The following is a 25,848-nucleotide window of genomic DNA, read 5'->3' on the forward strand; positions in this document are numbered from 1 at the left end:
CCCTGCATCGCCCGACCCGCCTCGGCGCCTGTGCCAGGCTGCTCGGCGTGCCCGACGTGCCCACCACGGAGACGGACGCCGCCCGCCCTCCTCTGCCGGTCCGGCTGCCCGTGCCGGGCGCCGACGTCGCCGAGGCGACGGCGACGCTGACCGAGCTCTCCCGGCGGTTGGCGCAGCAGCGGCCGAGGCACCACGGGCTGCTCGAGCTGACGGTCCGGCGGTCCGGCGAGGTGCGGCTCACCCGTACCCACCAGGCGAACTCGCGCTTCCCGATCGTCTACCCGACGGTGACCGGCCGGCTCGTGGCCGAGCCGGCCGCCGTGCACCTGGTCGGGGAGGCCCGCCCGTCGCGCTTCCACGTCCGCACCACCGCGGGCATGGCGGTGGCCGGCGTACCGCTGCTGTTCGCCGGGCTCACCGCGCTGTTCGGGCTGGACACCGACGGGAACGTCGCTCGGATCCTCCTGCTGCTGCTCGTCGTCGGCGCGGTGGCCGTGGTGCGCTGGGAGGCACGCCGACCCCGCCGGGGCTTCCCGGCGGAGGTGCACGGGCTGCTCCAGGGCCTCACCGACGAGCTGGCCCCCGACCGACCGCCGGCCGCCGGCCCGGCGGCCGACGGCCGGTAGCGCGCTACTCCGCCGCAGCGCCGGCGGTGTCGCCCTCGCCCTGCTCGCTGCTGGGCGGGCCGACCCAGACCGTCTTGGCGTTCGTGAACTCCCGCATCCCGAGCTCGGTCAGCTCGCGGCCGTAGCCGCTCTGCTTCACCCCGCCGAAGGGCAGCTCCGGGTAGCTGGTGGTCATGCCGTTGATGAAGGCCATGCCCGACTCGATGTCGCGGACGAACTGCGCGCGCTCGTCCTCGTCCTCGCTCCAGAGGTTGCTGCCCAGGCCGTAGGGGTGGCTGTTGGCGATCTCGATCGCCTCGTCGAGCGAGTCCACGACGAAGAGCGCGGCCACCGGCCCGAACACCTCCTCGGCGTAGAGGTCCATCTCGGGGGTGATGTCGGCCAGCAGTGTGGGCTCGTAGAACCAGCCGGGCCGGTCCACCCGCTTCCCGCCGGCCAGCACGGTCGCCCCCTTGCCGACGGCGTCCTGCACGTACTTCTCGACGTCCTCCAGCCCGGACTCCGTGGCCAGCGGGCCGACCTGCGTCCCCTCGTCCATCGGGTCGCCGACGGTGAGGTCGGCGATCTTCGCGGCGAACAGCCGGGTGAACTCCTCGGCGACGTCGCGGTGCACGAAGAACCGCTTGGCGGCGATGCAGCTCTGGCCGTTGTTCTGGTTCCGGGAGGTGACCGCAACCTCCGCCGCGCGGTCCAGGTGCGCCGACGGCATCACGATGAACGGGTCGCTGCCGCCCAGCTCGAGGACGGTGGGCTTGAGCGCGTCGCCCGCGATGGAGGCGACCGACTGGCCGGCCGGGGCGCTGCCGGTGAGCGTCGCCGCGGCCACGCGGTCGTCGCGCAGCACCTGCTCGATGGTCGAGGACCCGATGAGCAGGGTCTGGAAGACGTGGTCGGGGAAGCCCGCCTTCCCGAACAGCTCCTCCATGTACAGGGCGGTCTGCGGCACGTTGCTCGCGTGCTTGAGCAGCCCGACGTTGCCGGCCATGAGCGCCGGCGCGGCGAAGCGCATCGCCTGCCAGAGCGGGAAGTTCCACGGCATGACGGCCAGCACCACGCCGAGCGGCTGGTGGACGACGTAGGCCTCGGTCGCCTTCACCGCCTCGGCGTCGTAGCGCTGGGGTTCGAGCAGCGCCGGTCCGTGCTCGGCGTACCAGCGCAGCGCCTCGGCGCACTTGCCCACCTCGGCCTTGGCGGAGGCGAGGGTCTTGCCCATCTCGGTGGTCATCAGCTCGGCGACCGCCTCGGTGTCGCTGTCCAGCACGTCCGCGGCCGACCGCAGCCAGCCGGCCCGCTCCTGCGGGGTGGTGCGGCGGTAGGTCCGCGCGGCGGCGGCCGCGCGCGCGAGCTTCTCCTCGAGCGCCTCGTCCGAGAGCGGCTCGAAGGTCTTCAGCGTCTTCCCGGTCGTCGGGTTGATGGTGGCGATGGCCATGGTGGATCCCTCCGTCGTTCGCGCAGCTGACCTGCCCGGGCCGCCGCGGGTGAAACGGTCGCTCCGCCGAGCGGACCGCCGCGGGCGGACCTAGCGTGCCGCCGTGGACCTCTTCCGGACCAAGCCCGTGGAGCGGATCGCCGCGGACGCCGCGGGCGAGGGCGGGGGCGAGGGCGGCCCGGTCGGCCGGCTGCGCCGCTCGCTCGGCGCCCGGCACCTGGTCGGCTTCGGCATCGGCGTCGTCATCGGGACCGGCATCTTCACGCTCACCGGCATCGAGGCCCGCGACACCGCCGGCCCGGCGGTGGTGCTCAGCTTCGCCGTCGCCGGGGTCGTGGCCCTGTTGGCCGCGCTCTGCTACGCCGAGCTGGCCTCCAGCGTGCCGACGGCGGGCAGCGCCTACTCCTACGCGTACGCGACCGTCGGCGAGCTGATCGCCTGGATCATCGGGTGGGACCTCTTCCTCGAGTTCGCCCTCGGCGCCGCCGTGGTGGCCCGCGGCTGGTCGGGCTACGTGGGCAACCTGCTGGACCTCCCGCCCTCGCTGTTCGGCGAGGAGGCGCCGGTCAACGTCGGCGCGATCCTGATCGTCGTCGTCCTCACCGTGGTGGCTGCCCTCGGCATCAGGGAGTCGGCCCGCATCACCAGCGCGCTGGTCGTCGTGAAGGTCGCGATCTGCGTCTTCGTCGTCGTGGCCGGCGCCTGGTTCGTGCGCGGCGCCAACCTGACCCCGTTCGTCCCGCCGGGCCGGTCCAGCGACTCCGGCGGCGGTCTGGACCAGCCGCTGATCTCGGCGGTCGCGGGGCTGGAGCCGGCGGTCTTCGGCGTCGGCGGGGTGCTCACCGCGGCTGCGGTCGTCTTCTTCTCCTACACCGGCTTCGAGGCCGTGGCCAACCTCTCCGAGGAGACGAAGCGGCCTTCCCGCGACGTCCCCCTGGGTCTCCTCGGCACGTTGGGTCTGGCGACCGCGCTCTACATCGGCGTCTCGTTCGTGCTGGTCGGCATGGTCGACTACCGCGACATCGACCCCGGCGCCCCGATCGCCGACGCCTTCGACCAGGTGGGCCTGGGCTGGGCCTCGTCGCTGGTGTCGATCGCAGCCGTCGCCGGACTGACGTCGGTGATCCTGGTCGACCTGATCACCATGACCCGCATCGGCTTCGCCATGGGCCGCGACGGCCTGCTGCCGCAGGCGGTGGCGCGGGTCAGCCCCCGCACCGGGACGCCGGTGCGCATGACGCTGCTGTTCGCCGCGCTCGTGCTGGTCATGGCGGCCTTCGTGCCGCTGGCCGAGCTCGCGAACCTGGTCAGCATCGGCACGCTGTTCGCCTTCCTGCTGGTGTCGGCCGCCGTCCCCGTGCTGCGGTGGACCCGGCCCGACCTCGAGCGCCCCTTCCGGGTGCCGTTCTCCCCGGTGGTCCCGCTGCTGTCCGCCCTGGCCTGCCTCTACCTGATGGCCAACCTGAGCCTGGAGACCTGGCTGCGCTTCCTGCTGTGGCTGGCGCTGGGGCTGGTCGTCTACGCCGCGTACGGCTACCGGCACTCCCGGCTGCGCCGCGAGGACGCCGCCCCGCGGGCGGCCGGCACCGCCTGAGCGGCTCCGCCCCCCGGCCGGCCTTGCATGACCACCGCTCCCCCGGGGTAGGGGGGCGGTGGCGTGGCCCGGCGGGGAGGGCTGCATCGACGTACGGGGGCTGATCGGTGAGCGTGCTCGGCACGTCCGGCTGCGCGCTGTCGGGGGGCCGTGAGCACCGGCACGACGGCCTGGTCTGCGACGGCGACGAGCACCTGGTGCGCGCGGCGGCGCCCTTCCTGCAGGCGGGGCTGGAGGCCGGCGAAGCGGCGGTGATCGCGACGACACCGCGCGCGGCCGGGGCGCTGCGCGACGCCGTCGGGAGCCATCCGCTGCTGCACGTGGTGGATCGCGCCGGCGCCTACCAGGGGCGCACGCCGACGGCGATCACGTCGCTGCGGCGGCTGACCGACCGCTACACCGGGGACGGCGTGCCTCGGGTGCGCGTGGTCGGCGAGGTCGACTTCGGCGCCACCGAGCGGCACTGGCTGGAGTGGCAGCGCTACGAGTCCGTGGTCAACGAGGCCCTCGCAGGGCGGCCGCTGTGGGGGCTGTGCGTCTTCGACGCACGGCGGCTGCCCGCTCCGCTGCTGGACGCCGCCCTCGCCACGCACCCGGCACTGCTGGAGCCCGGCGGTGCACCCGCGGACAACCCGCGCTTCGTGGACCCGGCGGACTACCTGCGCGACCTGCCCGTCCCGGAGGAGCCGCTGGAGGCCACGCCGCCGCGGCTGACCGCTCTGGACGTCCGGGAGTTCGTGGGCCTCCGGCACGCCCTGGCAACCGAGCTGGCCGGCACCCGCGCCCACCCGGACGCCGTCGAGGACCTCCTGCTCGCCGCCGACGAGATGGTGTCCAACGCCGTGCGCCACGGCGCCCCACCGGTGAGCCTGCGGCTGTGGACGGCCGAGGACCGGATCGTGTGCACCATCGGCGACGGCGGCCCCGGCTGGGACAACGCGTTCGCCGGGTACGGGCCCGCCCACGGCGACGACCTGTCCCGCGGCGGCATGGGCCTGTGGCTGGCCCGCCAGCTGTGCGACCACGTCGACATCTCCGGCGGGCCCGGCGGCGACGGCGTCCGGGTGCGGCTCACGGTGCGGCTGCGCTGAGCCGGCGCCCGGCAGCTCCGGGACCCCCGTACCGGACCGACCGACGGTCAGACCGGACGACCGCCCAGTTCGGCGACCAGCCCAGCCGTCACCGGGACGTCGACACCATGACGTCCGGCGGCCCGCAGCACGGCGCCACCGATGGCATCGAGCTCCGTCGCCACACCGGCAGCGGCGTCGAGCTGCATCGAGGAGCGGAAGTCCTCCGGCAGCTGCCCGAGGAAGTCCAGGACCGCCGAACCGTCGGAGCTCACCCCTTCGGCCCTCGCCACCGCCGCCACCTCCTCGACCACCGACCGGAGGTCTGCGGCGCGACGCTGCCGCACCCGGCCCAGAGGCGCATCCTCCGACGTCGTGAGGAGGGCCAGCGGGGCGAGGAAGCACAGCTTGTCCCACAGCAGCTCCGCCTCCGGGCGACGTCGGACGTCCAGGCCCGCGCCCGCCAACGCCGCTGCCACACCGTCGGCCCGGGGCTCCGCCGCCAGGTCGACCGTGGCTAGGTGCCCGCGGTGGTGGACCACTCCCGGAGCCGTCCTGGCCGCGCTGACCCGGACGGAGGCCGCGACGGTCGGTGTCGCCGGGAACCGGTCCCGGAGCAGGCGCACGTGCTCGACGCCGTTCAGGAGGGGCACGAGGACGGCGCCTCCGAGCCGCTCGGGCGCCAGCCGGTCCAGGGCGGCCCCCAGGTGGACCGCCTTCACCGTCACCAGGCAGGCATCGACCGGCTCGTCGAGGACGACGGCACCGCCCACGTGCACGGCCAGTTCCCCGAAGCGGTCGCTGCCGACCCGGAGGCCGTGGCGCGACACGTGCCGGGCTGTCCGCTCCGCCGCGAGGCAGATGACCGTGTGACCCGCGGCCGCGAGCAGCGCGCCCAGGAGACCTCCCACCGCGCCGGGGCCGAGCACCGCCACCCGCATGGGACCGGCGCCGCCCGGGAGGTCCCGCCCCCTCTCGTCGGGGTCCGTCATGCCGCACCTCCGAGTTCGGTCCGGACGCCGGGAGTGAGCGGCCGGAGCACGTGGGACAGCCCCGCCGCCGCGAACGCGGCACGGACGGCGTCGGACGTGAGGGTGAAGTGGTCCCAGTCGTCCACGTGGACGGGAACCACCGCACGGGCACGCAGCGACCGGGCCAGCGCGACCGCCTCCTCCGCGTCGAGCGAGTAGGGCGTGTCACCGGACGCCGCGAACCGTGCGGCGCCCAGGTGCAGGAAGGCGGTGTCCACGGCGAACCGCCTGCCGACCTCGTCGAGCTGCGGATGGGGGACGGTGTCCCCCGAGAAGTACAGGACGGGCTCCCGGGGCGTGCGGTCGTCCACGACCTCGAGCACGAAGCCGATGACCTCTCCGGCGAGGCCGGCCCACGCCTCGGGTGCGTGCCTGGCCGGCGTCGCGGTCACCCGGAGCCGAATGCCGCCGCACCGGACGACGCGGCTCTCCCACGGCGCAAGGCCGATCGCGGGCGGCCCGATCCGCCGGGCCGCCGACGGGGTCGTGATCACCAGGCGCGCGGAGTCGAGCAGCCGTCGTCCGCTCGTGTCCAGGTTGTCGGCGTGCTCGTCGTGGCTGAGCAGCACGACGTCGATCGGCGGCAGCTGCTCGACGGCCACGGCCGGGCCGACCGTGCGCCGCAGCGGGATGCGCATCGCGGAGCCGGGCACGACGAAGTGGTGCGGCGTGCCCGGAGGGTCGAAGGCGGGGTCGGTCAGGACGGTCACCCCCGAGACCTCGACCAGGACCGTCGCCGTGCCGATCCAGGTCGCCCGCACGCTCATCGCCCCGCCGGGAAGGCGGTGGCGGCGATGAGGTCGATGAAGCCGAGCTCCCGCTGGAGCACCGCGACCCGCGAGTCCGGCTTCGTCGTCGCCTCCTGCCGCATGGCCGCCTCCAGGTACGCCGGGAACCCCTCCCGCGGCCAGCGCTCGAGCACGTCGCCGACCAGCCCTCCCGGGAGCTCGTCCAGGTGCAGGCCGAGGACATCGGCCGCAGCGCCCAGGTGCACCCCGGCGACCTCGGGCCGGGGATCGTCCGCGGTCCCGAGCTCCAGGTGCAGGGCGACCGCCTCCCGGACGAGGTCGGCGGCGTCCGGCGCCCCGCCCGCACGGAGGACGGCGTCGTGGGCCAGGTCCGCCCCCCGCAGCTGGAACGGTGTGACGCCGTCCTCCCCGGGAGCACAGAGGCCGAGGTCGTGGAGCGCGGAGGCGACGAAGAGCAGCTCGGGGTCGAACGACCGGTGCGCGCGCCCGAGCAGAGCGGTGGCGAAGGCGTGCGTCCGCCGGCAGTGCGCGACGAGGACCCTCGGGGCGCACGTCCTCAGCAGGTGGTCCGCCGCGTCGGCCAGCGGGGTGTCGGGCCGGGTCGACCAGGTCACGGTGCCACCTCCAGGTGCATCGGGGTCGGGGTCATGCCAGGGACGTCCGGAAGCGCTCCCGGTACTGGGCCGGGGTGACGCCGAGCCGTCGCCGGAAGGCCCGGTGGAGGGTCTCCACCGAGCCGAACCCGCAGGCCCGTGCGACGGCGGGGAGGGGGTCCCGGCCTTCCTCCAGCAGCCGGCGCGCGCCCTCGAGCCGGGCGGCCTCGATGAAGGCCCCGGGAGTGCTGCCCACCTGCTCGGCGAACACCCGGGCGAAGTGGCGTTCGCTGAGGCGGGCCCGGGCGGCGAGCGCGGCCACCGAGAGGTCCCCCGTCAGGTTCTCGGCGATCCAGCCGGGCAGCGCTGCGACGTCGTCGCGCTCGGGGCGCTGCATCGACAGCGCCACGCTGAACTGGCTCTGCCCGCCGGGGCGCTTGACGTACATGACCAGCCACCGGGCCACCTCGAGTGCGAGCGCGCGGCCGTGGTCGGCCTCCACGAGGGCGAGGGCGAGATCCATCCCGGCGGTGACACCGGCCGACGTCCACACGTCGCCCGAGCGGATGAAGATGGGGTCCGGGTCGACCTCGACCTCCGGGTGGTGCGCGGCGAGGGCTGCGGCGACGGCCCAGTGGGTCGTCGCCCTGCGCCCGTCGAGGAGCCCGGCCAGGGCCACCGTCCGGGCCCCGGCGCAGACAGCGGCGACCCGGCCGGCGTCCCCGGCCCGGGCAGCGAGCCAGTCGACCACGTCCGTGTCGACGACCGCGTCCGGCAGCCGGCCCCCGTGCTGCAGTGCCCCCGGGACCACGAACGTGTCCCAGTGGCCCGTCAGCTCGGCGAAAGTCGTGTCGGGCAGCAGGCGGACGCCGTTCGACGTCACCACCGGGTCCGGGCTCGCCGCCACCATCGTGACCGCGTAGCCCGGCCGCGCGTCGGCGGCGAGGAGCCGGGTGGCGGTGGCCAAGACCTCGGCCGGCCCGCTGACGTCCAGCAGCTCGACGCCCTCGAAGAGGGCGACGGCCACGCGTCGCAGATCGCTCACGCGGTGATCATCAGCGGGAGGAGCGACGGCGGCAATGACATGTCCCTGTCAGTTTCCGCCATTCGCGGTCACCGGCGGGGACGACGCCGGCTCGGCTCAGCCGAACAGGTCGCCCAGGAACGACTCCTTCTTGCGCCGGTGGCCGTACTGCTGGTGGCCGTGCGAGCTGCTCTTGCTGCCGCGCACCTGCCGCATGACCTCGCCGACGACGGCGCCCAGGTCCCCGCTGCCCTGCTTCGGGGCGGCGTAGCGGTCGCGGTCGTCGTGGTCGTAGCGGTCGCGGTCGTAGCGGTGGCGGTCGTCCCGCTCGTGCTCGGTCCGGGGCTCCGCGGCCGCCGCTCCCCCGTGCCAGGCGTTCTCCGCGTCGATCAGCCGGTCGAGCTCGCCGCGGTCGAGGAAGATCCCGCGGCACTCGGCGCACTGGTCGACGTGGACGCCATTGCGCTCGTAGGTGCGCATCGGGCCGTGGCACTTCGGGCAGGTCAGCTCCATGCCTGTCCAACGCGGGCGGGGGGCGCGGGGGTTCCCGGCTGCGCTCAGGGCGTGCGGAGCACCTCCTCGAGCGCGGCCCGCGTCCCCCGGCTGCGGACCAGGTCCAGCGTCCGCACGTAGGCCTCGGCGAACCGCGCGTCGTCGACGAGATCGCCGAACAGCTCCCTGTCGGAGACGAAGGCCAGCGGGTCCCCGGCCTGCCGGCGGGCCGCCGCCATGAGCCGATCGCGCAGCGGGTCCACCACCTCGATCGGCCGGCCGTCCTCACCGACGCCTTCCGCGTAGCGGGCCCAGCCGGCCAGAACCGCGACCGTGCAGCGGATGTCGCCGCCGGACGCGAGGTTGGCGCGCAGCACCGGCAGCAGGAACTTGGGGATGCGGTCGGAGCTCTCCGCGCACAGCCGGGCGAGGGTGTCGCGCATGTTCGGGTTGGAGAACCGGCCGATCAGGTCGGCCTTGTAGGAGTCCAGGTCGATCCCCGGCACCGGCGCGAGCGTCGGCGTCGCCTCCTGGTCCATGTAGCCGTGCAGGAACCGGCGGAACAGCGGGTCCTGGCAGACGTCGTGCATGAAGCCGTACCCGGCCAGCGTGCCCAGGTAGCCCATCGCCTGGTGACTGCCGTTGAGCAGGCGCAGCTTCATCAGCTCGTAGGGCTCCACGTCCCCGACCACCTGGACGCCGACCTTCTCCAGGGGCGGGCGGCCGGAGCCGAAGGAGTCCTCCAGCACCCACTGCGTCCACGGCTCGCAGATCACCGGCCACCCGTCCTCCACGCCGAACCGGCGCGCGAGCTCGGTCCGGTGCACGTCGGTGGTGGCCGGGGTGATCCGGTCGACCATCGAGTTCGGGAACGGCACCTCGCGCTCCACCCACTCCCCCAGCTCCGCGTCCCGGAGCGCGGCGAAGGCGGCGAAGCTGCGGCGGGCGACGTCGCCGTTGCCCGGGATGTTGTCGCAGGACATCACCGTGAACGGCGCGATGCCCCGCTCCCGGCGGCGCACCAGCGCCTCGGTGACCAGCCCGAAGCTGGTGCGCAGGGCGGCCCCGGGCACCAGGTCGGCCCGCACGGCGGCGTCGGTGGCGTCGAAGGCACCGGTGACGGCGTCGACGTTGTAGCCGCCCTCGGTCACGGTGAGCGAGACGATGCGGATCGCCGGGTCGGTCATCCGCTCGACCACCGCCTCGGGGTCGTCGGGGGCGAGCAGGTACTCCACGATCGAGCCGATGACCCGCGCACCGAGGAAGCCGTCGGGGTGGGTGACGAGAAGGGTGTAGAGGCAGTCCTGCGCCGCCATGACCTGGGCCATCCGCCGGTCGCCGGGCAGCACGCCGACGCCGCAGATGCCCCAGTCCAGCGCCTCGCCCCGCTCCATGAGCCGGTCGAGGTACATCGCCTGGTGGGAGCGGTGGAACCCGCCGACCCCGAGGTGGACGATGCCGACGCGCACCTGCCCCCGGTCGTAGCCGGGTGTGGCGACCGACGCGCTCAGCAGGGACAGGGTGCGGGAGGACAGGGCGGGCACCACGCGACCTTGCCCCACAGCGGCCCGCCCTAACGGGAGGGGCGAACCGAATGCCGTTCGGGGATGTGGGATCGTCGCACCTACACGTCGAGACCGCAGCGCGCCTGCGGTCAGGAATGAGGACCGATGCAGCTGCAGCTGTCCCCGGAGCTCCAGGCCTTCCGGGAGGAGATGCGGACCTTCTTCACCACCCAGGTGCCGCAGGAGATCCGCGACAAGGTGGCGGCCCGCCGCCACCCGACGAAGCAGGACTTCGTCACCACCCAGCAGATCCTCAACGCCGCCAACCTGGCCGTGCCGCACTGGCCGGTCGAGTACGGCGGCCGGGACTGGACGCCGCTGCAGCGCCACATCTGGCGCGAGGAGATGCAGCTGGCCCACGTGCCCGAGCCGCTGGCGTTCAACACCAGCATGATCGGCCCGGTGCTGGCCCAGTTCGGCAACGAGGAGCAGAAGGACCGCTTCCTTGCCAAGACGGCCAACCTGGACATCTGGTGGTGCCAGGGCTTCTCCGAGCCCGACGCCGGCTCCGACCTGGCCGGGCTCCGCACCACCGCCGTCCAGGACGGCGACGAGTGGGTCGTCAACGGTCAGAAGACCTGGACGACCATGGGGCAGCACGCCGACTGGATCTTCTGCCTCGCCCGCACGGACCCGACGGCGGAGAAGAAGCAGCGCGGCATCTCGATGCTGGTCTTCCCGATGGACACCCCCGGCGTGACCCTGCGCCCGATCGAGCTGCTCGACGGCGGGTTCGAGGTCAACGAGGTCTTCTTCGAGGACGTCCGCGTCCCGTCGGAGAACCTCATCGGCGAGGTCAACAAGGGCTGGGACCAGGCCAAGTTCCTGCTCGGCAACGAGCGCGTGGGCATCGCCCGCGTCGGCGGCACCAAGGGCATGCTCGCGCTGGCCAAGGAGCTGGCCCGCGAGACCATGTACAACGGCGCCCCGCTGCTGGAGGACCGGCGCTACTCCTCCCGCATCGCCGAGATCGAGAACGAGCTCGTCGCTCTGGAGCTGACCGCGCTGCGCGTGGTCGCCAACTCCGCAGACGGCAAGCCGCACCCGGCCTCCTCGGTGCTCAAGCTCAAGGGCTCGGTGCTCCAGCAGGAGGTGACCGAGCTGATCGTCGACATCGCCGGCCCGCTCTCGGTGGCCTCGTTCGCCGAGGAAGGGTCCGACGTGCCCGACTGGGCACGGGTCTCGGCTCCCGAGTACCTCAACTACCGGAAGGTCTCCATCTACGGAGGCTCCAACGAGGTGCAGCGCGTCATCATCAGCGGCACGATCCTGGGGTTGTGAGATAGCCATGGACTTCACCTACGACAGCGAGCAGAACGACCTGCGCGAGGCCGTCGCCGCGCTGCTGACCCGCGCCTACGGCGACAGCGAGGCGCGTCGCAAGGTCACCAAGACCGACCCGGGCTTCGACGAGAAGGTCTGGACGCAGCTGGCCGAGATGGGCCTGCTGGGTCTGCCCTTCGCCGAGGAGCACGGCGGCATGGGCGCCGGCCCGGTCGAGGTCGCCATCGTCGCCGAGGAGATCGGGCGGGTGCTGGCACCCGAGCCGTTCATCGAGGCCGTCGTCCTCGCCGGCGGGCTGATCGACGCCGTCGGCACCGACGCGCAGAAGGGCGAGTTCCTCGAGGCGGTCGCCGGCGGCACCTCGCTGCCGACCTTCGCGCACGCCGAGATCGGCACCCGCTGGACGCCGACCGCCTCCGCGGTCACCGCCACGGAGGCCGGCGACGGCTGGACGCTCTCCGGGGCCAAGGAGCCGGTGCCGCACGGCGCCCGCGCCGACGTCCTCGTGGTGTCAGCCGCGCTCCCCGGCGGCGGCACCGGACTGTTCGTCGTCCAGGGCGACGCGACCGGCCTGAGCCGCACCGGCTACCGCAACCACGACGGCACCCGGTCGGCCAACGTCCGCTTCGACGGCACCCCGGCCACCCAGCTGGGCACCGGCGGCGACCAGACGCAGGCCATCGAGCGGGCGCAGGCCGTGGCCCGCATCGCCTACAGCCACGAGTCGGTCGGCGCCATGGACACCGCGCTGCGCACCACCACCGAGTACCTCAAGACCCGCAAGCAGTTCGGGGTCACGCTGAACAAGTTCCAGGCGCTCAACTTCCGGGCCGCGGACATGTACGTGTCCCTGGAGCTGGCCCGCAGCATCGCGCTGTGGGCCTCGGTGGTGCAGCTCTCCGACGGTGACGTGGTCACCGCCGCCGACCGGGCCCGGCTGCTCACCAGCCGCACCGGCCGGCACATCGGCAAGGACGCCATCCAGCTGCACGGTGGCATCGGCGTGACCGCCGAGTACAAGGTCGGCCACTACACCAGCCGGCTCACCGCGATCGACCACCTGCTGGGCGACGGCGACTTCGCCGCCGACCGGCTCGCGGCGAAGGTCGGCAGCTACCCGACCGTCGACCCGCTGGGCGCCCCGTACGCCTGACGCACGACAGACAGAGCCCCGCTCCCTTCCGGGGGGCGGGGCTCCGTCGTCACCGATGACGTCCGTACCAGAAGTCCCTGTACTCGGCCCCAGTCCGTAGCTGGCCGCACCGGTGAACCCGGGCGACCCACCTCCGGCCCGGTCGTGAGTCGCCCAGGTTCAGCGGTCGTAGGTGGCGCGGCGGAGCTCGTCGGCGTCGACCCGCACCATGTCGAGCACCGGGAAGACGTCGTCCTCGCGGAGCTCCCGCAGCTGACCCGCACGATCGGCACCGGCTCCTGGTCCTCCTGCCCGGAAGGCTGAGGGAGCATCTCCCGGTGATCTCCCATGCCCCCGTCGGCTACCTGTGCCCCTTCTGCCGGAACATCCGAACGGGCGCAGGCGAGCACCCACTCGAGATCATCTACCGAGATGCCGATGTCTTCGTCAAGCTGAACCCGAAGTGGCGCCCGAGCAACCCAGGCAGCGTGCTCGTCGTCCCTGTTCGGCACTACGAGAACATCTTCGACCTGCCCGTCGAGCTCGGCGTTCCGATCCAGCGTGCAGCGCGCGCCGCGGCGCTCGCGATGAAGTCGGCTTTCGGTTGCCAGGGCGTCTCGACGAGGCAACACAACGAGCCGGCCGGGAATCAGGACGTCTGGCATTACCACGTTCACGGCATCCCGCGGTGGCACGGCGACGACTACTACCGCCAGAGCGGGACCATGGCACCGACGGAGGACGTCCGACGACGAGCGGACCAACTGCGGGAAGCATGGCCACTGGGATCGTAGGGCCGTTCCCCAGCGCGACGGCAGCGGTCGATGCTTCGACGCGCTCGAAGGGCTTCCGTCCGCGACTGCGCTGACCGGTCGAGACCGCCGGCCTTCCTTCAGTCGGCGAGCATGGCGCGGCGGAGCTCGTCGGCGTCGGCGCGGACGACGTCGAGCACCGGGACGACGTCGTCCTCCCGGAGCTGCCCGCAGCTGACCCGCACGATCGGCACCGTGTCGTAGTCCTCGGTGGTGAGCCGGGCCGCGATCTCGAAGCAGCTGCGCAGCAGCGCGCCCTCGGGGGCCCGGTAGTCGTCCACGTGCTTGAGGGGCACGACCATCGGGGCCGGGAAGCCCCACTGCTCCAGCGCGACGGCGGTCAGCCGGAGGCTGTTGATGCCGTACCGGCGGGTCTCCGCGGCGCGGCGGCCCGCGAAGGTCGGCTCGGCGGCCGCGATCTCGCCGTAGCCCTCCTTGTCGTTGTGGAACAGCAGCGCCGCCCCCAGCTGGGCCAGCAGCCCGAGGCACAGCGCGTCCTGCGGGCGCTCCCCGAAGCGGGGCGCCAGCGTGGACGCCGCCAGGGCCAGGTGCGTGGTGAAGTCCCAGAAGTTCTCCGGCAGCCGCGACTCGTCGTCGAGGTCGGTGAGCGCGACGGTCGCCATGGTGCGCACCGTGGTGAAGCCGACGACGGTCACCGCGAACTGGAGCGAGGTGACCCGGCCGCGCATGCCGAAGTAGGCCGAGTTGGCCAGCTTCATGACCCGTCCGGCCAGCGCCACGTCCGAGGCGAGGATGCGCGACAGCTCCTTGGCGCTGGTGTCCTCGGAGTTGGCCACCGAGACCAGTTGCGCGGCGACCGGCTTCTGCGCGGCCATGGTGTCGATGCCGGCGAGGATCGTCTCGACGTCGAACACCGGGGCCGGGACCGGCGCGAGTTCGGGGAACGGTGTGACGGTCACGTGGTGGTCTCCCCGTGGACGGCGAACCAGGCGGCTGCGTGCCCCCCGGTCATGGGCTCGGCGAGGTTGAAGCCCTGCAGGTAGGTGGCCCCGAGCCGGCCGAGCTCGTCGGCCTGCTCGGCGGTCTCCACGCCCTCGGCGACGGTGCAGAGGTTGAGGTTGCGGGCCAGCGCGATGACCGCCGAGGCGATCTCCCCGTGCCCGTCGCCGAGCTCGGCGACGAAGGACCGGTCGACCTTCAGGCACTGGACGGGCAGGTGGCGGAGGTAGGCCAGCGAGGAGTAACCGGTGCCGAAGTCGTCGATCGCCAGCTCCACGCCGAGGTCGCGCAACTGCTGCAGCACCTTCTGGGCCGACTCCGGGTCCTTCATGAGGGCGGACTCGGTGATCTCGATGGAGATGCGCGAGGGGTGCAGCTCGTGGCGCTGCAGGGCGGCCAGCACCTGGTCGGGCAGGTTCCCGTCCAGCTGCAGGGCCGAGACGTTCACGTTCGCCCGGGGCGGCGCGGCGGCGCCGGTGAGGCGGTCCCACTCGGCGAGCTGCCGGCAGGTCTCGTCGAGCACGAGCAGGCCCAGGCCCGCGATCAGGCCGCTCTCCTCGGCCAACGGCACGAAGACCGACGGGCTGATCGGCCCGCGGACCGGGTGGTCCCACCGGGCGAGCGACTCGACGGCGACCGGCGTGCGGGAGACCGTGCCGAAGATCGGCTGGTACAGCAGCGTGATCGCGCGGTCGTCGATGGCGTCGCGCAGTTCGGTGACCAGTCGCAGCTTGTCCCGCGCCTGCGCCCGGGCCTCCTGGTCGAGCACCGAGATCCGCCCCTTGCCCCCGGCCTTGGCCTGGTACATGGCGATGTCGCAGTCCCGGATGAGCTCCTCGGGTGCGACGTGCTCGGCGGTCTGGACCGTGACCCCGACGCTGGCGTGCGGGCGGACGTCGACGCCGCCCAGCCGCATGGGCCGGGAGAGGGCCGCGGTGATGCGCTCGGCCAGCGCCACGGCGTCGTCCTCGTCCACCCGCTCGCACACCACGACGAACTCGTCGCCGCCGAAGCGGGCGACCAGGTCGCCGGGACGCACGGTTGCGCGGAGGCGGTCGGCCACCTCGACGAGGAGCTCGTCGCCGGAGGTGTGACCGAGCGAGTCGTTGACGACCTTGAAGTTGTCGAGGTCCAGGAAGAGGCAGGCCAGCCCACCCGCGGCCGGGCGGAACCGCTCGGCGACGTACTCGGCCAGCAGCGTGCGGTTGGGCAGCCCGGTCAGCGGGTCGTGGTTCGCCTGGTGCGCCAGCTGCGCCTCGAAGGCCAGCCGGTCGGTGATGTCCTCGATGGTGGCCACGAAGCCGGCGCCGACGCCCGGGGTGAACAGGTGGGCGAAGCGGATCACCGTCGTGCGCAGCGCGCCGTCGTCGCGGACCAGACGGGCCTGCACCTCGACCTCGCCGCCGTCCAGGGCCGCGGAGACCTGCTCGATGACCGCGTCGAGGTCGTCGGGGTGGATCGTGTCGATCCAGCCGGTGCCCAGCATCTGGTCGGCGCCGCGACCCACGAGGCCGCAGAACGCGTCGTTGACGTGCGCCAGCCGCATGCCCTGCTCGGAGAGCAGCGTCGGCACCGGTGAGCGCTCGGTGAGGGCGGAGAAGCGCCGCTCGTGCGCGTCCGCGGTCGCGCGCAGGGCGCGCTCCTGCTCGTTCGCGGTCGCCCGCAGCATCACCGTCCACCGGCGTCCCCCCGGGGACGGCGTGGTGATGACGCCGGCCTCGACGAGCGCGCCGCTGGCGGTCCGCACCTGCAGCGTGCGCCGCGCCGACCGCTCCCGCCGCAGCAGCAGCTTGAGCTCGCCGCCGCCGAGAGTGGGGAACAGCTGCTCGACCGGCATCGTGGACAGGTCCGCCAGCCCGTAGCCCAGCAGCTGGACGGCCCCCTCGTTGGCCCAGGCGATCCGCTGCGTGCGGCCGGCCGTCTCGGCCACCAGCAGCGCGAGCGAGTCGCTCACCGAGGCGCTGTAGAAGACGGAGGAGACGATCTCCGGCGGGACGTGGTCGTCCGACGCGATCACGGCGGTCACGGTCCTCCCTCGGCGCAGGCGGTACGGCGTCCACGGATCGGTGCGCCACAGCCGTCATCGGCGGAGCGGGGCAGGGTCCTTCAGCCCAACGGGGGCCCGTCCCCCGTCGGGGTGAGGCCGGCGCCCCGTGCCGGTGCCGTCCGACGGCGCGCCCGCCGGATAGCCTGCGGACCAGGAGGTGCCGCAATCCACCGCATCCTGGACCTGACCTGCCTCGCGCTGGCCCTCGCCGGAGCCGCACTGGCGCCGGCCGTCCGATCGCCGGGCGAGTCGTCGTCCCCTGTGCTGCTCGCGTCCGCCGTGTGCGCCGTCCCGCTCCTGCTGGCCGCCGCGCGGCGCGTCCCGGCCGAACGGCTGTGGGGCCCCGTGACGGCGGCCGGCGCGGTCGTCCTCGTCCTCGGGCTGGTCGGCAACGGACGCGAGGACGTGTTCGCGCTCGCCGACCCCGCGACCCCGCTCCGCGACGTGGCCTATCAGGCCGCCGGCACCACGGCGCCGCTGGGCTGGGCCGCCGCCGGGGTGGCGCTCGTGCTCGCGGGCCTGGCGGCGCGCTCCGCGGACCGGGTCCTCGGCGTGCTCGCGACCGGGATCGGAGTCCTGCTGTCCGCTGCCGTCGCCGCCGTGCTGCTGGCCCGGTCGGTCGCTGCGTCGACGTCGGCGGTGATCACGGTCGACCGGCCCCGGGCCGGCCTCGCGGCCCTGGCCCTGCTGGCCGGCCTCCTCCTGGTGGTCGTCGCGGCGGACCGGCGCACCACCCCGCTCCCCCGTCCTCCGCGGGACGCCGCGTCGTCCCGGGCCGGCGCGGTGCGCTGGGTGGCCGTGGTCGCGGTGCTCGCGACGGTCGCCGGCGCCGGGGTCTGGGCGTGGTCGTGGTTCGGCACCAGCACCGAGCCCGCGCGGGTGGTCGTCGACGACGCCCTGGCCGCGTGCGTGGCCGCCGCCGCGGGCCTGCCGGGGGCGACCGACGGGGTGTCCGACCGCGATCTCAGCGCGATCACCGACCTCAGCTGCACGCCGGAGACGTCCGCGCTCGGCCCCGTCCGCTCGCTGGAGGGGATCCAGCGGCTGCCCAACCTGGTCGAGCTCGACCTCTCGGGCAACGGGCTGACCGACATCGCCCCGCTCGCCTCGCTGCCCCAGCTGGGCATCCTCGACCTGAGCCGGAACCGGATCAGCGACATCTCCCCGCTCGCCGCCCTCGCGCGGCTGGGCACGCTCACGCTCACCGACAACCAGGTCGCCGACATCGGCCCGCTCGCCGCCCTCCCCCTGCACGACCTCGGGCTCTCGCAGAACCCGGTGAGCGACCTGTCCCCGCTGGCCGGGACGACGACGCTCAACGCTCTGGGCGTCGCGGCCGCGCAGGTCACCGACATCTCGGCGCTGGCCGGGAAGGACGCGCTGCGGGCGCTCGACCTGTCCGGCAACTCGATCACCGACGTCTTCCCGCTGGCGGGGCTGCCGACGCTCGACACGCTGCGCCTCGGTGGGAACGCGATCGTCGACCCGTCCCCGCTGGGCACCGTGCCGACGCTCCTGGTCCTCGACCTGTTCGGCAACCGGATCGACGCCGTGGGCGGGCTTGCCGACGCCCCGCTGCTGCAGGAGCTGCAGCTGGGCGCCAATCCGCTCACCGACCTCCGCCCGCTGCTGCGGGTGGAGTCGCTGGTCAACCTCGGGCTCGACGAGACCGACGGCACCCGGCTGACCGGGATCGAGGAGCTGCGGGCGGCCGGCGTCTCGGTCAACGGGCTGGCCTGAGATCGGCGACCGGGGTGACGGCGTTCACCCCACCGGACGTGGCAGTGGTCACATCGGCGGGCCCCGGGCAGGCACATCGTCGTTGCCCAGGCATGATCCTCCCGGATCACCGAGCACGCGTTCGACCCCACACCTGGTGACCGGCCCTGGAGCCGGTCCCCGATGATCGGAGCCACGTTGCACATCGGAGTGCCGCGCGAGACCCGCCGCCGCGAGACGCGGGTGGCCGCGACGCCGACGACGGTGACGCAGCTGGTCGGCCTCGGTTACGACGTCGTCGTCGAGGCCGGGGCCGGCGAGGCCAGCAGCTTCACCGACGAGGCCTACACCGGAGCGGGCGCCCGCATCGGCACCGCCGACGAGGCGTGGCAGGCCGACGTGGTGCTGCGGGTCAACGCCCCCTCGGTCGAGGAGATCGGCCGGCTCCGCGACGGCGCCACCTTGATCGGGCTGATCAGCCCGGCGTTCAACCCCGAGCTCGTCGAGGCGCTCGCCGCCCGGCCCATCACCGTGCTGGCGATGGACGCCGTCCCGCGCATCTCCCGCGCGCAGTCCCTCGACGTGCTCAGCTCGATGGCCAACATCGCCGGCTACCGGGCCGTCGTCGAGGCCGCCCACGTCTTCGGCCGCTTCTTCACCGGACAGGTCACCGCCGCGGGCAAGGTCCCGCCGGCCAAGGTGCTCGTGGCCGGCGCCGGAGTGGCCGGCCTGGCCGCGATCGGCGCCGCCAGCAGCCTGGGTGCCGTCGTCCGGGCCACCGACGTGCGCCCCGAGGTCGCCGAGCAGGTGCGCTCCCTCGGTGGCGAGTACGTCGCCGTGCCGGCCGGCGAGCAGGAGGTCAGCGCCGACGGCTACGCCCGCGAGATGGGCGAGGACTTCAACCGCCGGGCCGCCGAGATGTACGCCGAGCAGGCGACCGACGTCGACATCATCATCACCACCGCGCTCATCCCCGGCCGCCCCGCGCCGCGGCTGATCACCGAGGAGATGGTCGCCTCCATGCGGTCGGGCTCGGTCATCGTCGACATGGCCGCAGCCCAGGGCGGCAACGTCGCGGGCTCGGTGGCCGACGAGATCGTGGTGACGCCCAACGGCGTCTCGATCATCGGCTACACCGACCTCCCGGCCCGGCTGCCGGCCCAGGCCTCGCAGCTCTACGGCACCAACCTGGTCAACCTGCTCAAGCTGCTCACCCCCGGCAAGGACGGCACGCTCGTCCTCGACATGGACGACGTCGTCCAGCGGACGATCACCGTGGTCCACGCGGGCGAGAAGACCTGGCCCCCGCCGCCGGTGCAGGTCTCGGCCGCCCCGGCAGCCGCCCCCGTCGCCCCGAAGCAGCCCGCTCCCCCACCGGAGCCACCGAAGCCGGGCCGGCGCCTCGCGCTGGTCGGGCTGGGCGCCGCGCTGCTGTTCGTCCTCGCGGGCTTCTCGCCCAGCGAGCTGGTCCAGCACCTGACGGTGTTCGCGCTCGCCGTCGTCGTGGGCTTCTACGTCATCAGCGGGGTGCACCACGCGCTGCACACGCCGCTGATGAGCGTCACCAACGCGATCTCCGGGATCATCGTCGTCGGCGCACTGCTGCAGATCGGTCACGACGACGCACTGGTGACCGCCCTGGCCTTCGTGGCCATCCTCGTCGCCAGCATCAACGTCTTCGGTGGCTTCGCCGTCACCCGCCGCATGCTCGGCATGTTCACCCGCGGCCCGAGCACGGGGAGTGCAGCCCGATGACCGCCACGTCCGCCGCCTCCGCGGCCTACATCGTCGCCGCGCTGCTGTTCATCCTCAGCCTGGCCGGGCTCTCCAAGCACGAGACGGCCAAGACGGGCAACGCCTACGGCATGGCCGGCATGGTCATCGCCCTGGCCGCGACCATCGGCCTCGCGGTCGACCACGGCCTCTCCGGCACCGGCGCCGTGCTGATGGCCGTCGCCGTCGTCATCGGCGCCGCCATCGGCCTGTGGCGGGCGGCGAAGGTCGAGATGACCGGGATGCCCGAGCTCATCGCGATCCTGCACAGCTTCGTCGGCCTGGCGGCGGTGCTCGTCGGCTGGAACGGCTACCTCTCGGTCGAGGCCGACCTGGAGAACCAGACCGAGGTATCGGCCGACCTGCTGGGCATCCACTCCGGCGAGGTGGCGATCGGCGTCTTCATCGGCGCGGTCACCTTCACCGGCTCGATCGTGGCCTTCCTCAAGCTCTCGGCCCGGATCAAGAGCAACCCGCTCGTGCTGCCGGGCAAGAACTGGCTCAACCTCGGTGCCCTGGCCGCGTTCGCCGCGTTGACGGTCGTCTTCGTGATCGAGCCCAACCTGCCGGTGCTCGCCGTCCTCACCGTGCTGGCGCTCGCGCTGGGCTGGCACCTGGTGGCCTCGATCGGCGGCGGGGACATGCCGGTCGTCGTCTCGATGCTGAACAGCTACTCCGGCTGGGCCGCCGCGGCGTCGGGCTTCCTGCTCGGCAACGACCTGCTGATCATCACCGGTGCGCTGGTCGGCTCCTCGGGTGCCTACCTGTCCTACATCATGTGCAAGGCGATGAACCGCTCGTTCATCTCGGTGATCGCCGGCGGCTTCGGCAACGAGGGCAGCGCCGCGTCCTCCGACGTCGACTACGGCGAGCACACCGAGATCTCCGCCGAGGAGACCGCCGAGCTGCTGCGCGATGCGAAGTCCGTGGTCATCACGCCGGGCTACGGCATGGCGGTGGCCCAGGCGCAGGGCGCGGTCGCCGACCTGACCCGCAAGCTCACCGAGCGCGGCGTCGAGGTGCGCTTCGGCATCCACCCCGTAGCCGGCCGCCTCCCGGGCCACATGAACGTGCTGCTGGCCGAGGCCAAGGTGCCCTACGACGTCGTCCTCGAGATGGACGAGATCAACGACGACCTCGCCGCCACCTCCGTCGTCCTGGTCATCGGCGCCAACGACACGGTGAACCCGGCCGCCGCCGACGACCCCACCAGCCCGATCGCCGGCATGCCGGTGCTCCGGGTGTGGGAGGCCGAGCGGGTCGTGGTGTTCAAGCGGTCGATGAACACCGGTTACGCCGGTGTCCAGAACCCGCTGTTCTTCCGGGACAACAGCCGGATGCTGTTCGGCGACGCCCGGGAGCGGGTGGAGGACATCCTGCGGGCGCTCTGACGGCCCGGGGAGTTCTGCTCTCCGCCCCTGTCGCTGGGCGCGGCATCGGCCTACCGTCGGTGCATGCGCGCACACGGATCGGTGAAGGAGCCGGAGGCGCGCCCGGCCGATCATCTGTGCTGGGTGCACGACGACGACGAGTCCTTCGACATGGCCGTCCGGGCGTTCCTGGCCGGGGGGCTGGCCCGCGGGGAGCGGCTCCTGTGCGTGGGTGAGCGCGCCATCGCCACGCTCGACGGCGCCGGCGAGGACCTGGGCGACGTCCCCGGTCTGCTGGCCGACGGCGCGCTGGGGACCATGACGGTCGTCGAGGCCTACGCGGTCGCGGGCCCGCTCGTCGCCGAGCGGCAGCGGGCCTTCTACGCCACGGAGACGGCCCGGGCGCTGGCCGACGGATACAGCGGCCTGCGCGTCGTCGCCGAGCTCAGCGAGCTGGCCGCCGATTCGGGGCAGCACGCCGAGCTCGTCCGCTGGGAGCACGTCGCCGACGAGCTCCTCGCGTCCGGGGCGGGGATGACCGCGATGTGCGCCTACCGGAGCGATCTGCCTCCGGCGACCCTCGGGGACGTGCTGGCCGTCCACCCCCTCGCGCACGGGCCGGGACACGTCACTCCGTACCGGCTCTTCTTCGACGCCGACCGCGTCGTGCTGACCGGGAGCGTCGACACCTCCACGGCGGGACGGCTCGCCACCGCGCTGGCCGGCACGCCGACCGGCCGGTCGGCCGTCCTGGACCTCGGTGGCCTGGAGTTCGTCGACGTCGCGGGCTGCCGGGCGCTGGCCGGCTGGGCGATCGCGCTCCGCGACCGGGGCGTACCGCTCGAGATCCGCGGCGCCTCCGCCCTGGTGCAGCGGATCTGGCGCATCCTCGGCTTCTCCGACATCGCGCCGGTCACCTTCGCCGACGCCCGCGGATGAGCACCAGGGGGTCGTCCGCGACCGCCCCGACCGCCTTCACCCACGAGGTCCTGCTCTACCGCGACGACGCGACCTTCCTCGCCGGGCTGCTGCCCTTCCTCCACGAGGGACTGGCCTTCGACGAGGAGGTGGTGGTCGCCGAGCCACCCGACCGCCAGGAACTCCTGCGGACCGCGCTGGGCCCGGCGGCCGCTGCGGTGCGCTGGCTGGACGTGACGGAGCTCGGTCGCAACCCCGGGCGGCTCATCGACGCATGCACCACGCTGCTGGCGGAGGCCACCGCCGCAGGCCGACGGCTGCGCGGCGTCGGGGAATCGGCGTGGCCGGGGCGCCACGACGCCGAGTACGCCGAGTGCCGGCTGCACGAGCTGCTGCTGGGCACCGCCTTCGCCGACGGCCCGCCGTGGCGGCTGCTGTGCCCCTACGACCAGGTCCGCCTCCCCCGGGACGTCCGCACCGGCGCGCTGCTCTCGCACCCGCTGGTCGCGACGCCGACCGGCGGCCGGCCCAGCACCTCCTTCTCCCCGGACGCCGCCGCCGCGGACTTCGGCACGCCCCTCCCCCCGCCCCACGAGGGCGTCCTGCGGGGTACGTACGGGCCCGAGGACCTCCGGCCCACCCGGCGCACCGTGGCGTCGTTCGCCCGCTCCTGCGGCTTGTCCGTCGAGCGCTCCGAGGCCCTCGAGCTGGCCGCTGCGGAGCTCGCCACCAACTCCGTCCGCCACGGGGGCGGGAGCGGCAGCCTCGCCATGTGGCGCACCGACGACGCCGCGGTGGTCGAGTTCAGCGACAGGGGGCAGCTGACCGAGCCGCTGGCCGGCCGCCGGCCGCCCGGGGCGGAGCGTTCCGGCGGATGGGGGCTCTACCTCGTCAACCAGCTCTGCGACCTGGTGCAGGTGCGGTCCGGCTCCTGGGGGACGACGGTCCGCGTCACCACCTGGCGCTGAAGAGGACCGGATCGGTGGGGGCACGACCGGAGTCCGTCCCACCTGCCGCTCCCTCGCCGTTATGATCCCGGTGCGTCATACAACCGGCGCCTGGAGGAGTCCCTCCACTGGTTCACCGGGATCCGGAGCCTGCCGATCCCACCGGCACAGCACGTCCGGAGAGACCTGACACGGAGCAGTACGTGACATCCCCCGACGCCGATGGGCCGGACGCCGCCGTCGTCCAGTCGGCCTTCGACGAACTCGGCCGCCTCAACTTCGCCGAGCACTCCCTGGAGTCGATCGTCCGCACGGTCACCGAGCTGACGGCGCGGGTGCTCCCCGGTGAGCCGATCGCCTCGGTGACCATCCTGCGGGGCGGTCGGGCGAGCACCGTGGCGTCCAGCGGCGACCTCGCCTTCGAGCTGGACCAGGAGCAGTACCGGCTGGGCGCGGGGCCCTGCCTGAGCGCGGCGGCGACCGGCCGGCCGTCGGAGATCGCCGACACCCGGTCCGACCAGCAGTGGCCGGACTTCGCCGCGGTCGCGGCCGAGGCCGGGTGCGACAGCATGCTGTCCCACCCCCTGCCCGTGCGGGAGCAGGTGTCCGGCGCGCTGAACGTGTACGCCCGCCAGCTCACCACGGCCGACCAGCGGACCCGGGACCTGCTGGTCCGGCTCACCGCCTACGCCGCCGTCCCGGTGTCGAACATGTACCTCTACGAGGCGGCCGTCGCGCGAGCGGAGCACCTGCAGTCCGCGCTGGACTCCCGGGCGGTCATCGACCAGGCCAAGGGCATCCTCATGGAGCGGTTCCGGCTCACGCCCGACGCCGCCTTCCAGGCCCTCACCCGCGTGTCGATGGAGACCAACACCAAGCTGCGCGACGTCGCGGTGCGGTTCGTGGCCAGCGGCGAGTTCCGGCCGGACTGACCGGCCGGGGTGCGTCAGGCAGGCGGGGGCCCGGCGCTCCCGCCGTCCCGGCGCACGAGGTCGCCCACTGCCTCCTCCAGCCGGGCCCACGTACCGCTCCACTCCACCAGCGGCTCGAGGATGCGCTCGAACACCGCCAGCTGCTGGTCGAAGGCGTCCAGCTGGGCGCGCATGCCCCCGATCGAGGCGCGCTGCGCCGCCACCATCTCTGCCACTGCCCGCAGCTGGGCCGCCGACATGGCGCCGGGCGGGCTGGGCAGCGCCGGGAGGGACAGCCGCGACGGCACCGATCCGGCGGCCGCCCGCGCCCGGTCGGTGAAGCCCCGGAGCTGCTGCACGAACTCCTCGATGGACCGCCCGACGGCGCTCCCCGGCGGCACCGGACGGTCGGGCGCCGGCTGCTCCTCGGTCATACCCGGACGCTATTCCGCGGACGGCGCGGGGGCGAGCCCGGCGCCCGGTCCGCCCGGACGCCGTAGGCCGGCGCACGGCAGACTGGCGGGCGGAGCGCGTCGGCAGGCGCGCCCGGCAGCTGCTGCAGAGTCGACGGAGGACAGCCATGCGCGCGACCGCCCTCCGCACCACGGCCGTCCTGGTGGCCGCCGTGTGCGGACTGGCAGGGTGCGGGGGCGAGCGCGGTCCCCGGTCCGACGCCGGGGCGACCGGCACGACCTCGGCCTCGACGTCGACGCCCCCGCCGCCGGCCGAGCCGTCGCCCCCTGCCCCCGCGCCCGGCGCGGACCTGGAGCAGCAGGTCGCCGCGGCCCTGGCCGGGCTGGACCGGCGGGCCCGGATCGCGCAGCTGTTCGTCGTCGGCGTCCCGGCCGACGACCCGGACCGGGGTGCGGACCTCGTCACCCAGGGGGTGGGCGGCACGTTCCTCGCGGGCCGGCCGCCCGCGTCGGCCGCCGAGCTCGCCGAGCTGACCGCCGGCTGGCAGGAGCTGAGCCGGGGCCCGGAGCTGTGGATCGCCGCCGACCAGGAGGGCGGCAGCGTGCAGAGCCTCAAGGGGGCGGGGTTCGAGCGCCTCCCGCCCGCCACGGCGCAGGGTGACCTGCCCGCCGACCAGCTGGCGGCGCTGGCCGCCGCGCTGGGCGGCCAGCTGGCCAGCGCCGGCGTGAACCTCGACCTCGCCCCCGTCGTGGACGTCGTGCCGGCGGGCACGGAGAGCAGCAACGGCCCGGTCGGCGCCCACGACCGCCAGTACGGCGCCACGGCCGCGGAGGTCGTCCCGGCCGCGACGGCGGTCGTCGACGGGCTCGCCGGCGCCGGGGTCACCGCGACGCTCAAGCACTTCCCGGGGCTGGGCCGGGTGCGCGGCAACACCGACGACAGCGCGGACGTCGTCGACCCGGAGACCTCGGCCGTGGACGAGCAGGTGTCCGCCTTCGCGAGCACGCTGTCCGCCACGGAGGCGCACCCGATGGTCATGCTGTCGTCGGCGACCTATCCCCGCATCGACCCGGCGAACCGGGCGGTGTTCTCCCCCGTCGTCGTCCGCGACGTGCTGCGCGGCCGGCTGGGGTTCACCGGCCCGGTCATCTCCGACGACCTCGGCAACGCCACCGCGGTCGCGGACGTGCCGGTCGGCGAGCGGGCTGTCCGTTTCCTGGCCGCGGGCGGCACCCTCGTGCTCACCGTCGCCCCGGATACCTTCCCGGCGATGCTGGACGCCGTCGTCGCCCGTGACGCCGCCGATCCCGCGTTCGCCGCCGTCGTGGACGCCGCCGTCCGCACGGCGCTGCTGGCCAAGGCCCGGGCCGGCCTCCTGGACTGAGCCG

At 73.9% G+C, this 25,848-nt stretch carries 23 protein-coding genes; 13 read left to right on the plus strand and 10 right to left on the minus strand.

Annotation, left to right across the window (positions count from 1 at the left end; all coding sequences use genetic code 11):
- Nucleotides 1–47: 47 nt before the first annotated feature.
- On the plus strand, nt 48–626 hold the full coding sequence (locus BLS70_RS00270) for a hypothetical protein (protein ID WP_091763549.1): 579 nt from the start codon (nt 48–50) through the stop codon (nt 624–626).
- 4 nt (nt 627–630) lie between these two features.
- Here the strand turns inward: BLS70_RS00270 and BLS70_RS00275 are convergent, their stop codons facing one another.
- Nucleotides 631–2,055 carry an NADP-dependent succinic semialdehyde dehydrogenase gene (locus tag BLS70_RS00275; protein ID WP_091763550.1) on the minus strand — a complete coding sequence of 475 codons (1,425 nt, stop codon included), beginning with the start codon at nt 2,053–2,055 and terminating at the stop codon, nt 631–633.
- 103 nt (nt 2,056–2,158) lie between these two features.
- Here BLS70_RS00275 and BLS70_RS00280 point away from each other — a divergent pair, with 103 nt between their 5' ends.
- Both BLS70_RS00280 and BLS70_RS00285 read left to right on the plus strand, forming a co-directional pair.
- Nucleotides 2,159–3,649, plus strand: a complete 1,491-nt coding sequence (locus BLS70_RS00280) for an amino acid permease (protein WP_091763551.1) — start codon at nt 2,159–2,161, stop codon at nt 3,647–3,649.
- 107 nt (nt 3,650–3,756) lie between these two features.
- Nucleotides 3,757–4,740: a sensor histidine kinase gene (locus BLS70_RS00285; RefSeq protein ID WP_255362129.1), complete on the plus strand. Its 984-nt coding sequence runs from the start codon at nt 3,757–3,759 to the stop codon at nt 4,738–4,740.
- Nucleotides 4,741–4,787: 47 nt separating this feature from the next.
- On the opposite strand, the gene BLS70_RS00290 is transcribed toward BLS70_RS00285, so the two are convergent.
- The 6 genes from BLS70_RS00290 to BLS70_RS00315 all read right to left on the minus strand — a co-directional run bounded on the left by BLS70_RS00290 (nt 4,788) and on the right by BLS70_RS00315 (nt 10,152).
- Nucleotides 4,788–5,711 carry a ketopantoate reductase family protein gene (locus tag BLS70_RS00290; protein WP_091763552.1) on the minus strand — a complete coding sequence of 308 codons (924 nt, stop codon included), beginning with the start codon at nt 5,709–5,711 and terminating at the stop codon, nt 4,788–4,790.
- Nucleotides 5,708–6,517, minus strand: coding sequence for an MBL fold metallo-hydrolase (locus tag BLS70_RS00295; protein WP_091763553.1), 810 nt, complete (start codon nt 6,515–6,517; stop codon nt 5,708–5,710). Before BLS70_RS00295 ends, BLS70_RS00290 begins: the two co-directional genes overlap by 4 nt.
- A complete protein-coding gene (locus BLS70_RS00300) occupies nt 6,514–7,113 on the minus strand; it encodes an HD domain-containing protein (RefSeq protein WP_091763554.1) in 600 nt (199 codons plus the stop codon). Before BLS70_RS00300 ends, BLS70_RS00295 begins: the two co-directional genes overlap by 4 nt.
- A 31-nt stretch (nt 7,114–7,144) precedes the next feature.
- Nucleotides 7,145–8,137 (minus strand): GlxA family transcriptional regulator, encoded by a 993-nt coding sequence (locus BLS70_RS00305; protein WP_091763555.1) that lies wholly within the window; start codon nt 8,135–8,137, stop codon nt 7,145–7,147.
- 96 nt (nt 8,138–8,233) lie between these two features.
- Entirely contained in the window at nt 8,234–8,629 is a 396-nt protein-coding gene (locus BLS70_RS00310) for a TFIIB-type zinc ribbon-containing protein (protein ID WP_091763556.1), read from the minus strand.
- A 44-nt stretch (nt 8,630–8,673) separates the two neighbouring features.
- Nucleotides 8,674–10,152, minus strand: a complete 1,479-nt coding sequence (locus tag BLS70_RS00315; RefSeq protein ID WP_091764057.1) for a mannitol dehydrogenase family protein — start codon at nt 10,150–10,152, stop codon at nt 8,674–8,676.
- A 126-nt stretch (nt 10,153–10,278) separates the two neighbouring features.
- On the opposite strand from BLS70_RS00315, the gene BLS70_RS00320 reads away from it, so the two are divergent.
- From BLS70_RS00320 to BLS70_RS00330, 3 genes are all read left to right on the plus strand, one after another.
- Nucleotides 10,279–11,454, plus strand: coding sequence for an acyl-CoA dehydrogenase family protein (locus BLS70_RS00320; RefSeq protein ID WP_091763557.1), 1,176 nt, complete (start codon nt 10,279–10,281; stop codon nt 11,452–11,454).
- A gap of 7 nt (nt 11,455–11,461) precedes the next feature.
- Nucleotides 11,462–12,610 (plus strand): acyl-CoA dehydrogenase family protein, encoded by a 1,149-nt coding sequence (locus BLS70_RS00325; RefSeq protein WP_091763558.1) that lies wholly within the window; start codon nt 11,462–11,464, stop codon nt 12,608–12,610.
- Between the two features lie 317 nt (nt 12,611–12,927).
- Nucleotides 12,928–13,383, plus strand: a complete 456-nt coding sequence (locus tag BLS70_RS00330) for an HIT family protein (RefSeq protein ID WP_218122210.1) — start codon at nt 12,928–12,930, stop codon at nt 13,381–13,383.
- A gap of 98 nt (nt 13,384–13,481) precedes the next feature.
- Here BLS70_RS00330 and BLS70_RS00335 read toward each other — a convergent pair whose 3' ends face one another.
- Both BLS70_RS00335 and BLS70_RS00340 read right to left on the minus strand, forming a co-directional pair.
- Complete coding sequence (locus BLS70_RS00335) at nt 13,482–14,321, minus strand: HDOD domain-containing protein (protein ID WP_255362130.1); 840 nt, start codon at nt 14,319–14,321, stop codon at nt 13,482–13,484.
- Nucleotides 14,318–16,387, minus strand: a complete 2,070-nt coding sequence (locus BLS70_RS00340) for a putative bifunctional diguanylate cyclase/phosphodiesterase (protein WP_091763560.1) — start codon at nt 16,385–16,387, stop codon at nt 14,318–14,320. Before BLS70_RS00340 ends, BLS70_RS00335 begins: the two co-directional genes overlap by 4 nt.
- A 282-nt stretch (nt 16,388–16,669) precedes the next feature.
- Between BLS70_RS00340 and BLS70_RS00345 the strand changes: the two genes are divergently transcribed.
- The 6 genes from BLS70_RS00345 to BLS70_RS00370 all read left to right on the plus strand — a co-directional run bounded on the left by BLS70_RS00345 (nt 16,670) and on the right by BLS70_RS00370 (nt 24,067).
- On the plus strand, nt 16,670–18,148 hold the full coding sequence (locus tag BLS70_RS00345; protein WP_176946210.1) for a leucine-rich repeat domain-containing protein: 1,479 nt from the start codon (nt 16,670–16,672) through the stop codon (nt 18,146–18,148).
- Between the two features lie 162 nt (nt 18,149–18,310).
- On the plus strand, nt 18,311–19,882 hold the full coding sequence (locus BLS70_RS00350) for a Re/Si-specific NAD(P)(+) transhydrogenase subunit alpha (RefSeq protein ID WP_255362131.1): 1,572 nt from the start codon (nt 18,311–18,313) through the stop codon (nt 19,880–19,882).
- A complete protein-coding gene (pntB, locus tag BLS70_RS00355) occupies nt 19,879–21,291 on the plus strand; it encodes a Re/Si-specific NAD(P)(+) transhydrogenase subunit beta (RefSeq protein ID WP_091763561.1) in 1,413 nt (470 codons plus the stop codon). The genes BLS70_RS00350 and pntB overlap by 4 nt, the downstream gene beginning before the upstream one ends.
- Nucleotides 21,292–21,354: 63 nt before the next feature.
- On the plus strand, nt 21,355–22,209 hold the full coding sequence (locus BLS70_RS00360) for an MEDS domain-containing protein (protein WP_091763562.1): 855 nt from the start codon (nt 21,355–21,357) through the stop codon (nt 22,207–22,209).
- A complete protein-coding gene (locus tag BLS70_RS00365) occupies nt 22,206–23,156 on the plus strand; it encodes an anti-sigma factor RsbA family regulatory protein (protein ID WP_091763563.1) in 951 nt (316 codons plus the stop codon). The genes BLS70_RS00360 and BLS70_RS00365 overlap by 4 nt, the downstream gene beginning before the upstream one ends.
- A 182-nt stretch (nt 23,157–23,338) precedes the next feature.
- Nucleotides 23,339–24,067, plus strand: coding sequence for a GAF and ANTAR domain-containing protein (locus tag BLS70_RS00370; protein ID WP_091763564.1), 729 nt, complete (start codon nt 23,339–23,341; stop codon nt 24,065–24,067).
- 14 nt (nt 24,068–24,081) lie between these two features.
- Here BLS70_RS00370 and BLS70_RS00375 read toward each other — a convergent pair whose 3' ends face one another.
- On the minus strand, nt 24,082–24,480 hold the full coding sequence (locus BLS70_RS00375; RefSeq protein ID WP_091763565.1) for a hypothetical protein: 399 nt from the start codon (nt 24,478–24,480) through the stop codon (nt 24,082–24,084).
- A gap of 146 nt (nt 24,481–24,626) precedes the next feature.
- Here BLS70_RS00375 and BLS70_RS00380 point away from each other — a divergent pair, with 146 nt between their 5' ends.
- Nucleotides 24,627–25,844, plus strand: a complete 1,218-nt coding sequence (locus BLS70_RS00380; RefSeq protein WP_091763566.1) for a glycoside hydrolase family 3 N-terminal domain-containing protein — start codon at nt 24,627–24,629, stop codon at nt 25,842–25,844.
- Nucleotides 25,845–25,848: the final 4 nt, after the last annotated feature.

The sequence above is a fragment of the Blastococcus aurantiacus genome, from assembly GCF_900102425.1.
GTDB classification, from domain to species: Bacteria; Actinomycetota; Actinomycetes; order Mycobacteriales; family Geodermatophilaceae; genus Blastococcus; species Blastococcus aurantiacus.